This window comes from Frankia sp. AgKG'84/4 (assembly GCF_023242965.2).
Classification (GTDB): Bacteria; Actinomycetota; Actinomycetes; order Frankiales; family Frankiaceae; genus Frankia.
The window spans coordinates 1-9,889 of record NZ_JALKFU020000158.1; the positions used below are offsets into that span (position 1 = coordinate 1).

Annotated in this window: 11 protein-coding genes and 1 pseudogene; 5 read left to right on the plus strand and 7 right to left on the minus strand. The window is 71.0% G+C overall.

Features of this window, described 5'->3' with window-relative positions:
- The 5 genes from MXD58_RS12245 to MXD58_RS12265 form a co-directional block, all read left to right on the plus strand.
- A partial coding sequence (locus MXD58_RS12245) for a DUF6986 family protein (RefSeq protein ID WP_250609325.1) occupies positions 1-1,063 on the plus strand: 1,063 nt, incomplete at its 5' end.
- Between the two features lie 123 nt (positions 1,064-1,186).
- Entirely contained in the window at positions 1,187-2,338 is a 1,152-nt protein-coding gene (locus MXD58_RS12250; protein WP_248839106.1) for an inorganic phosphate transporter, read from the plus strand.
- Positions 2,339-2,401: 63 nt separating this feature from the next.
- Complete coding sequence (locus MXD58_RS12255) at positions 2,402-2,662, plus strand: hypothetical protein (protein ID WP_248839105.1); 261 nt, start codon at positions 2,402-2,404, stop codon at positions 2,660-2,662.
- 14 nt (positions 2,663-2,676) lie between these two features.
- On the plus strand, positions 2,677-3,000 hold the full coding sequence (locus tag MXD58_RS12260) for a DUF3349 domain-containing protein (RefSeq protein WP_248839104.1): 324 nt from the start codon (positions 2,677-2,679) through the stop codon (positions 2,998-3,000).
- A gap of 113 nt (positions 3,001-3,113) precedes the next feature.
- Positions 3,114-3,731: a cysteine hydrolase family protein gene (locus tag MXD58_RS12265; protein WP_248839103.1), complete on the plus strand. Its 618-nt coding sequence runs from the start codon at positions 3,114-3,116 to the stop codon at positions 3,729-3,731.
- Here the strand turns inward: MXD58_RS12265 and MXD58_RS12270 are convergent.
- The 7 genes and pseudogenes from MXD58_RS12270 to MXD58_RS12300 all read right to left on the minus strand — a co-directional run.
- Positions 3,721-3,894: a hypothetical protein gene (locus tag MXD58_RS12270; RefSeq protein ID WP_250609326.1), complete on the minus strand. Its 174-nt coding sequence runs from the start codon at positions 3,892-3,894 to the stop codon at positions 3,721-3,723. The genes MXD58_RS12265 and MXD58_RS12270 overlap by 11 nt on opposite strands.
- Positions 3,891-4,829, minus strand: a complete 939-nt coding sequence (locus MXD58_RS12275; RefSeq protein ID WP_518477894.1) for a serine/threonine-protein kinase — start codon at positions 4,827-4,829, stop codon at positions 3,891-3,893. The genes MXD58_RS12270 and MXD58_RS12275 overlap by 4 nt, the downstream gene beginning before the upstream one ends.
- Positions 4,826-6,271 carry a peptidoglycan D,D-transpeptidase FtsI family protein gene (locus tag MXD58_RS12280; protein WP_248838464.1) on the minus strand — a complete coding sequence of 482 codons (1,446 nt, stop codon included), beginning with the start codon at positions 6,269-6,271 and terminating at the stop codon, positions 4,826-4,828. Before MXD58_RS12280 ends, MXD58_RS12275 begins: the two co-directional genes overlap by 4 nt.
- Complete coding sequence (locus MXD58_RS12285; protein WP_248838463.1) at positions 6,268-7,764, minus strand: FtsW/RodA/SpoVE family cell cycle protein; 1,497 nt, start codon at positions 7,762-7,764, stop codon at positions 6,268-6,270. The genes MXD58_RS12280 and MXD58_RS12285 overlap by 4 nt, the downstream gene beginning before the upstream one ends.
- 13 nt (positions 7,765-7,777) lie before the next feature.
- Positions 7,778-9,193 carry a Stp1/IreP family PP2C-type Ser/Thr phosphatase gene (locus MXD58_RS12290; RefSeq protein ID WP_248838462.1) on the minus strand — a complete coding sequence of 472 codons (1,416 nt, stop codon included), beginning with the start codon at positions 9,191-9,193 and terminating at the stop codon, positions 7,778-7,780.
- The gene (locus tag MXD58_RS12295; protein WP_248816808.1) at positions 9,190-9,687 is read right to left on the minus strand and encodes an FHA domain-containing protein FhaB/FipA; all 498 of its coding nucleotides are present in this window, start codon (positions 9,685-9,687) and stop codon (positions 9,190-9,192) included. Before MXD58_RS12295 ends, MXD58_RS12290 begins: the two co-directional genes overlap by 4 nt.
- Before the next feature lie 6 nt (positions 9,688-9,693).
- A pseudogene (locus MXD58_RS12300) lies at positions 9,694-9,889 on the minus strand (DUF2662 domain-containing protein); the annotation flags it as partial.

Below are 9,889 nucleotides of genomic sequence, written 5' to 3' on the forward strand. Positions count from 1 at the left end.
GGCGGCGGCGACCGGCGGCGACCCGGCGGCCGACCGCGCCGCGGCCGTCCACGCCCACGTCGTGCGGACGCTGGCCACCGAACCGGTCCAGGACCTGCGGGTCGACCTGGAGGACGGCTACGGCCCGCGCCCGGACGAGGTCGAGGACGCCGACGCGGTGCGCGCCGCCGAAGCCCTACTCGCCGCCGCCGGTGCCGGCACCCTGCCCGCCCGTTACGGCCTGCGGCCCAAGTCGCTCGACCCGGCCGTGCGCATTCGGGGACTGCGCAGCCTCGACCTGTTCCTCACCACCCTCGCCGCCGGTGGCGGCGTGCCACCCGGGCTGGTGCTGACGCTGCCGAAGGTCAGCGATCCGGTGCAGCTACGCGTGTTCGACGCGATCGTCACCGAGCTGGAGCGGCGCCTGGGCCTCGCCCCGATCGGCATCGAGGTGCAGGTCGAGACGCCCGCCGCGGTTCTCGCCCTGCCGGAGCTGGTCCGTGCCGGCCTAGCCCTCGGCCCCGGCCGCCTCGTCGGGCTGCACGTCGGCACCTACGACTACTCGGCCGCCCTCGGAATCAGCGCCGCCGACCAGGCCAGCGACCACCCGGCGGTGGAGTACGCCACGACGCTGATGCAGCTCGCGGCGGCCGGCACCGCGATCCAGGTCGCCGACGGCTCGTCGAACCTGCTCCCGATCGACGCGGCCGAAGCGCCGGGCGCCGACGGCCGGGACGTGCGCCGGGCGTGGCAACGGCATGCCGACCTGGTCCGCCGAGCCTGGCACCGCGGCCTCTACCAGGGCTGGGACCTCCACCCGGGCCAGCTGGTGAGCCGGCACGCGGCCGTCGCCGGCTGCCTGCTGACCGGACTCGATGACGCGATCGCCCGACTAGCCGCGTATGCCGCCGCCCGACAGGCCACCACGATCGCCGACGAGCCGGCCACCGGCCGGGCGCTGGCCGGGCAGGTGCTGCGGGCGCTGGACGCGGGCCTGCTGGCCGACGACGGTCTGGCCGCTGCCGGCCTGCGGCGGGACACGGTCAAGCGGCTGAGCGGCCGCACGACGCCCGCGGGCCCGTAAACCGAACCACGACAAACGCTTCTTCGAACAGCAGGTTAATGGGGTCGAACATCGGGCGGTACCTACCGTCCACAGGCTGTTGAAGGGTCGACATCGCCGCCAAGTGCGGTTACAACAGACCGTGTGAACGACGGCGTCCTTGTCCTGGTGGTCATAACCGCGCTGGCCTTCGACTTTACCAATGGATTTCATGACACCGGCAACGCCATGGCGACCTCGATCGCGACGGGTGCCCTGCCACCAAAAGTCGCTGTCGCGATCTCCGGCGCGCTGAATCTCGTCGGGGCCTTCCTGTCGCTGAGCGTAGCCGCCACCATCGCGAGTGGCCTGGTGGACACCCATCTGGTCACCCTCACGGTGGTCTTCGCCGGACTGGTCGGCGGCATCACCTGGAATTTGCTTACCTGGTTCTTCGGAATACCTTCCAGCTCCTCTCACGCGCTCATCGGCGGCGTGATCGGAGCCACCATCGCGGCCGCCGGCGGGCACGCCGTCAAATGGCACGGCGTGGTTTCGAAAGTCATCATTCCGGCCGGGCTCTCGCCGATTATCGCCGGGTTGATCGCGACACTGGGGACATACCTGATCTATCGAATAAGCCGAAATGTACCCACGGGGACACGCAGTCACGGGTTCCGCATCGGCCAGATCGGCTCCGCGTCCCTGGTGTCCCTCGCGCACGGGACCAACGACGCGCAGAAGACGATGGGCGTCATCACCCTCGCCCTCGTCGCCAACGGCACGCTGAACTCCGGTGACGAGGCGCCGTTCTGGGTGATCCTCACCTGCGCGATCGCGATCAGCGCCGGCACCTACCTGGGTGGCTGGCGGGTCATCCGCACCCTCGGCAAGGGTCTCGTCGAGATCGACTCGCCGCAGGGCATGGCCGCCGAGTCCTCCTCGGCCGCGACGATCCTGCTGTCCAGCCACTTCGGTTACTCGCTGTCCACGACGCACGTGGCCACCGGCTCGATCCTCGGCACCGGCCTCGGCAAGCGCGGCGCCGAGGTGCGCTGGAGCGTGGCGGGCCGGATGGCGACCGCGTGGCTGTTCACCCTGCCTTCCGCCGGACTGGTCGGCGCCGCCTGCTACGGGATCGCGGCCGGCATCGGCGGCACCGCCGGAGTGATCGTCGTCTTCGCGATCCTGGTGCTCGCCGCCGCGGCGTTGTACCTGCAGGCCCGCAAGTCGCCGGTCAGCCACGACAACGTCAACGACGAGTGGGACGGTGCCCTGGTCGACGCCGACGACCAGGACCGGGTCACCGCCGCCTGAGCCGCGCCAGCGACGGCGGACGACGGACGACGGACGACGGCGAGGAGCAAGGAGAGAACTGGCATGAACTCCTGGATCGACCTGGACGCACTATGGAAGATCGTGGTCGTCGGGCTGCTGGCCGGCGCCGGGCTGCCCGCGCTGTTCGCGGTGGGCCTGCGCGCCATCAGCCTGCCCGGCGGCGGCGGGGTGACCGCGACCGCGGGAGCCGAGGACCGGGTCATCGGCACGAACCCGGTGGGCATCGCGGCCGGCGCGCTGTGCTTCGCGATCGTGCTGGCCGGCATCGGCTGGGGCATCTACTCCGTCGTCGCCGGAACCTGAGCGGAGGGCGACCGATGACCGGCAGGGCTCTGCCTCCCTTTCTGGCCTCCATCATCGGCTGGCTGCGAGCCGGCTACCCCGAGGGCGTCCCCGAGCACGACTACGTGCCGCTGTTCGCCTTGTTGCGACGCAAGCTGACCTCCGAGGAGGTCGACTCGATCGCCGAGACGCTCAGCGCCGACAGCGACCCCGAGCCTGCCATCGCGATCCGCAGCGCGATCCTAAAGGTCACCAACGAGCTGCCCCGGGAGGACGACATCGCCCGGGTCAGCGCCCGGCTCGCCGCCGGCGGCTGGCCCCTGGCCGAACCGACCCGCGACCACCCCGAAACGCAGTAGGCCACGACGTGACTCACCCGGCGCCGAGCGACCGCGCGTCATGACCGCCGCTTCTGGTCACCAGTGATTCTGGTGCTTGGACTCGGCGGCGGACCGCGGCCGACGATGGCCGGGTGACACGTTGTGCGCTGCTCACGATCGATGTGCAGAACGACTTCAGCCTGAGCTCCTCACCCCACGCCATCGCGGGCACCGACGAACTGGTCCCGACCATGGCTGAGGTCGTCGCGGGGTTTCGCACCGCCGGCCTGCCTATCGTCCACGTCATACGCCTTTACCAGTCGGATGGATCCAACGCGGAGCAGTGCCGTCGCCCGTTGCTGCGCTCCGGAGTGCCTCTGGTCCGGCCGGGAACGCCCGGCAGCCAGCTGCGCGCCGAGCTGCACCCGCGGCCGCCGTTCACTCTGGACCACGCCGCGCTCCTGGCCGGCCGGTTCCAGCCCGTCGGAACATCCGAATGGGTGATGTACAAGCCCAGGTGGGGCGCGTTCTTCGGCACCGGCCTCGACGCCTGGCTGCGGGCGCGCGCCGTCGGGGCGGTGGCCGTCGTCGGGGTGAACTTCCCCAACTGCCCGCGGATGACGGTGTACGAGGCCAGCGAGCGCGACTTCCCGCCGATCGTCGTCGCCGACGCCATCTCCGGCGCCTACCCGCGGGGCATCGAGGAGTGCACGGGTATCGGCGCACAGGCGCTGTCCGCGGTGGAACTGCTCGCGGCCATCAGGCCGTGATGTCGCCGGGCTGAACCGCGGCGGCGAACTCCTGCCGGCAGTGGCGGCGCAGCTCGGGCAGGGCGGGGTTGGGGCCGTCCGCCCAGACGAGGGCGAGCAGCGCGAGGGTCGTGACGTCCTCGATCGGAAGCGCTCGCAGTCGGTCGCCGTGCTCGGCGGTCATCGACCGGTCAGGTCGCCTCGGCCGGGTTGGCTCGGCCAACGGCCGCCGTCCGGCGGCCACAGGTTGCGTTGGATGCCGGCCGCGGTGCGGGCGAAGGCGCCCGCGGAACTCGGCCGCCGCGCCGGGTCCTTCGCCATCGCCGACTCGACCAGCGCCCGGACCTGGTAGGGGATGTCCGTCGGCAGCGGTGGCGGGGTGTCCTGCTGATGGGCCATCACGACGACGATCGGGTTGCGGTCGTCGAACGGCCGGCGCCCGGCGAGGCACTCGTAGGCCACGACCCCGAGCGAGTAGACGTCGCTGGCGGGTGTCACCGGCCGCCCGGAGGCCTGTTCGGGCGAGACGTAGTACGCCGTGCCCATCATGATCCCGGTGGCGGTCAGCGGGGCGGCGTCGACCGCGCGCGCGATGCCGAAGTCGGTGACCTTGACCGCGCCGTCCGGGCGCAGCAGCAGGTTGCCCGGCTTCACGTCGCGGTGCACGACGCCGAGGGCGTGCGCGGCCTGCAGCGCGTCCGCGGCCTGACCGAGGATGTCCAGCATCCGTTCCGGCGAGAGCCGCTTCTCCCGGTGCAGCGCCGCGGACAGCGGCTCGCCCTCCACCAGCTCCATGACCAGGTAGGCGGTGGGGTAGTCGTCGGCGGTGGCGACCTCGCCGTAGTCGTAGACGGACGCGACGCCGGGGTGCGACAGCCGCGCCGCGTGCCGGGCCTCGCCGCGGAAGCGGACCAGGAACGACTCGTCACTGGCGTACTCGGGGCGCAGGAGTTTCACCGCGACGGGGCGGCCGAGGGTCTGGTCGAGGCCGCGCCAGACCTCGCCCATCCCGCCGGCCGCGATGCGGCCGTCGAGACGGTAGCGGTTGTCCAAAATCGTGTTCGGCGAGGCGGCGCCCGCGAACGGCTGCGACGGTGAGGTGCCGGGCGAGTTGTTCATGGTGAGTCCAATGCGGCCTGCATGACCTGTTTCGCGACGGGAGCGGCGATCGAACCACCGGTGCCGACCTCACCCCCGCCGTCCTCAACGATGACGGCGACGGCGACCTTGGGATTGTCCGACGGGGCGAACCCGACGAACCAGGCATGCGGTGGCTGGCCCGTCCCGTGCTCGGCGGTTCCGGTCTTCCCTGCGACGGAGACGCCGTCGATCTGCGCTTTACGCCCGGTGCCCGAGGTGACCACGCTCTCCATCATGGTCGTTAGTTCCCCGGCGATGTCGCCGCTTATCGGCTTGCCGAGTTCCTTCGGGCTGGTTCGGCTGATCGTCTTACCGTCCGGGCCTCGCAACTCGGACACAAGGTATGGCTTCATCTCCGTCCCGCCGTTGGCGATCGCCGCGGCCACTGCCGCCATCTGCAGCGGGGTGACCCGCACGTTGTACTGGCCGATGGCCGACTGCGCGGTCTGCGCGCCGTCGAGCTTGGCCGGGAAGACGCTGCGGGCCTGCTGCAGGGGGAAGTCGGCGAAGGTCGAGTCGAAGCCGAACGCCTCCGCCTGCTGGCGCAGCGCGTCGCCACCCAGATCCATGCCGAGCTGCCCGAACGCGGTGTTGCAGGAGATCGTCAGGGCGTGGATCAGGGTGTCGGTCTCGCCATCGCCGCAGGTCTCGTTGGCGAAGTTCGGCAGCCGCGTGGTGGTCTGCGGCAGCGTCAGTGAGTTGGGCGCGGCGATTCGGTCGTCGGGCTTGCGCCCGGCCGCGAGCGCTGCGGCGGCGGTGATGAGCTTGAAGGTCGAACCCGGCGGATAGGTCTGCTGTGTCGCGCGGTTGAGCAGCGGCTGGGCCTTGTCGCCGGAGAGCACGCCGTAGGCGTCGGTCGCGGTCTTCTCGGTGTGGCTGGCCAGCGCGGACGGGTCGTAGGAGGGGCTGGTGACCATCGCGAGCACCGCACCGGTCGAGGGGTCCAGGGCGACCACGGCGCCCTTGCGGTCGCCCAGTGCCTCGGCGGCCGCCTGCTGGACGGCGGGCTTGATCGTGGTGACCACCGTGCCGCCGCGCCGGTCCTTGCCGGTGAACAGCTCGGTCACCCGGCTGGCCAGCAGCCGGTCGTCGTCGCCGGAGAGCAGCTCGTCCTGGGAACGTTCCAGCCCGGCGGCCGTGAACAGCGTGTAGTAGCCGGTGATGTCGGCGTAGAGCTTGCCGGCCGGATACTGCCGCAGGAACTTGTACTGGTCGTTGGACGGCACCGAGCGGGCGATCTCCACGTCTGCGGCGAGGATGGGACCGCGCTGGCGTTCGAGGCGCTCGGTGATCTGGCGGCCGTTGGTGGGCTGGTTCTTGAGGCTGCCGGCCTGCCCGACCTGGAGCCAGTTGGCGTTCACCAGCAGGGCCGCGAACAGCACCAGGCAGGCGACGGCGACCTTGCGCGCGGGGCGGTTCATGTCGTCTTCACCACCTGGGTGGGGCTCTCGGAGACCGCCCCCGGGTCGAACAGAGGTGCATCCGAGGCCGGCTCGGGCGCGCGGCGCGCACCGTCGCTGACGCGCAGCAGTAAGGCGATGATCGCGGCGTTCGCCACGATCGACGACCCGCCGTAGGAGACGAACGGCAGCGTGAGCCCGGTCAGCGGGATGAGTCGCATCACCCCGCCGACCTGCACGAACACCTGCAGGGCGAGGGTGAAGGAGAGGCCCGTCGCGAGCAGCTTGCCAAAGGCGTCCTTGGCGCCCAGGGCGGCCCGCATGCCGCGCAGCACGATCAGCGCATACAGGGTGAGGATCGCCATGACCCCGGTCAGGCCGAGCTCCTCGCCGAGGCTCGCCATGATGAAGTCGGTGTTGGCGAACGGCACCTTCTGCGGATGCCCCTGGCCCAGGCCGGTGCCGGTGAGCCCGCCGGCGGCGAAGCCGTACAGGCCCTGGACCAGCTGGTAGGACGTGTTCGACGGGTTGTCCCCGTCGAACGCGTGCAGCCAGCCGTCGACGCGCACCTGGACGTGTCCGAACAGCGGATACGCGAGGACCGCGCCGATCAGGAAGAGCAGGAAGCCGACCACGATCCACGAGGCCCGCTCGGTGGCGACGTAGAGCACGACCATGAACATGCCGAAGAACAGCAGCGACGAGCCAAGGTCGTTCTGCACGACCAGGATGCCGAGGCTGGCCAGCCACGCCACCAGGACCGGGCCCAGGTCACGGGCCCGCGGGAGCTTCACGCCGAGCACGGACCGGGAGGCGATCGAGAGCACGTCGCGCTTGTTCACCAGGTACCCGGCGAAGAAGATCAAAATGATGATCTTCGACACCTCGCTCGGCTGGAAGGAGAACGGGCCGACCCGCAGCCACAGCCGGGCGCCGTTGATGCTCGTACCGATGCCGGGCACGATCGGCAGCAGTAGACCGACAAGGCCGACGAGGCCCGCCGTGTACGCGTACTGGGCCAGGCTGCGGTGATCGCGCACCAGCGCCAGCACCAGCACGAACACGATGACCGCCAGCAGCGTCCAGACGAGCTGCACCTGCGCCGCGCTCGGTGGGATGTGAGCGCCGGACTGCTTGGCCGCCTCGCTCTTGGCCAGGTCGAGCCGGTAGATCATGACCAGGCCAAGGCCGTTGAGAGCGACGACGACCGGCAGCAGCACCGGGTCCGCCGCCGGGGCGAACCGGCGGACCGCGAGGTGCGCCACCGCCCACAGGCAGAAGAAACCCAGGCCGATCGTGAGGATCCCGAGCGAGAGCTGCCCGATGTCGGCGAGGGTCAGCGCGGCGAGCGCACTGGTCGCCAGGACGCCGGCGAAGACCAGCAGGACGAGCTCGCGGCGACGGTACGGCGGCAGGTCGGTGCCCTGCGGAAGGGGCAGTCCCGCGAAGGTGGCCGTGAGATCCGCCGACCTGGGCCGGCGAAGCGGCGGAAGGGGTATGGGCGGACGGGTCATCGCTGGCCCGGGGTCACGGGGACGGGGTGGGCACGGGGGTCGGAGGACACGTCGAGGCCGGGATCGCCCGCAGGGCCGTCGTGGGGGTGATCGCACAGACGCCCGTCGCGACGGTCGGCGCCTTCGACCGCTCCGACGCGGTGTCGCTCGGCGAGGGCCGCGGGGTCGGGGTCGGGCTCGGGGACAGCGACGAGATGATGTCGTTGCCGTCCGCGCGGCTGTCCGCGTCGATGCCTTGCCGCACGCGGTTCTGGTCCGCCGATGCCAGCGCGGACAACGGTTGGCCGTGGTCCAGCACACTGGACAACGGGACGCCCACCACGCTGTGCTTCACACCCTGGAACAGGGCCACCCGGTTGTCGTCGTCGACGCCGACGTAGTACTGGCCGCGCACGTAGGTCCACCCGGCCGCCGCGCCGGCCACCACCAGCACGAACACGACCGAGGAAACGAACAGCACCCGCCGCCCGGAGCGCCGGCGACCAGCCCCTTCACCCTCACCGTCGGCGTCGTCACCGTCGCCGCGGTCACTGGCCTGCTGCTGACGGTCCCGGCGGTGAAACCCCGAGCGGCCGATGCGGGCGGCCTTCGCCGCCGCCGACTCGGCGTCGGGATGGCGCGGATCGGGGCCGCTGCGCGCTGACGCGGCGCCGGGCACCACCCGCTTCTCCGCGGCGGCGCCGGCGACGAGTGGGTACTGCGGCTCCTCGCCGCGGTCCTGCTCGATGTCGGCGACCACGACGGTGATGTTGTCCGGGCCGCCGCCCTTGAGCGCGAGGTCGACGAGCTGGTCCACCGCCTCCTGCGGGGTGGGCATCAGCAGCGTTTCGAGGATGGTCTCCTCGCTGACGACGCCGGACAGACCATCGGTGCAGAGCAGGTAGCGGTCGCCCGTGACGGCCTGGCGCACCGACAGGTCGGGCTCGACCTCGCGGCCGTCCAGGGCGCGCATCAGCAGGGAGCGTTGCGGATGGGTGTTGGCCTGCTCGGGCGTGATCCGACCCTGGTCGACCAGGTCCTGCACGAGGGTGTGGTCGTGGGTGACCTGGCTGAGCACGCCGTCGCGCAGCAGATAGGCGCGCGAGTCGCCGACATGCAGGACGCCGAGCATGTCCCCGGACGAGAGGACGGCGGTGATCGTCGTGCCCATGCCGTCCAGAGCGCTGTTCTCCAGCGACATCTCCCGCAGCTCGCGGTTCGCGGCGCGGATCGCGTCGTTCAGCTCGGTCACCAGGTCGTCGCTGTGGACGCCCTCGTCGAGATCGGCCAGCCGGGAGATCACGGTGGAACTCGCGACCTCGCCGGCGGCATGCCCGCCCATGCCGTCGGCCACCGCCAGCAGGCGTTGCCCGGCGAACGCGGAGTCTTCGTTTCCTTCCCGTACGTGCCCGACATCCGAGCGGACGGCGAAGTGAAGCCTGAGGCTCACCGGTGGAGCTCCAGGACCGTCTTCCCGATCCTGACCGGCGCGCCGAGAGGTACCGGCATGGGACTGGTCACCTTCGTACGGTTGAGGAATGTGCCATTGGTCGAGCCCAGGTCCTCGACGAACCACTGCCCGTCGTGGGGCACGAGTCTTGCATGCCGGCCTGACACGAAGTCATCCTCGAGGACCAGAGTCGAGTCCTGTGCCCGTCCGATGGTGACTGGTGCCGATCCTAGCGGAATCGTTGTGCCAGCCAAGGGCCCCTTGGTAACCACGAGTTTGCTGGGTGTGCGGGGTTTGTGTGCTGGTTGCGGCGGTGTTCGCGGCGGGGTCGGGCGTCCCACGGGCATCGGTTCGCGGCGCTGCTGGCGCTTCGTCGGACCGAACATGTCCAGCCGGACGGCACGCACAGTGACCAGAATGAAGCCCCAGAGTAGGGCCAGGAAGCCGATCTTGACGATCAGCAGGACGAGTTGACTCGGCTCGCTCGCGTTCATCCGCCGTTACCAGCCCCGATCCGGCCGAGGGCGCCCCCGCCCACCGTCGCCCGGCCGTGGGGCGTCGAGCTGGCCCGGTAGGTAGGTCTGCGCGTCGTAGACGTCCTCGAGCGGCTCCAGGCCGTCGTCCGGCCCCGCGGCGGGCCGGCGGGAGTCCCGGGCGGGCTCCCGGGGAGGACGACCACCGCGGGCGTCGCCGGCG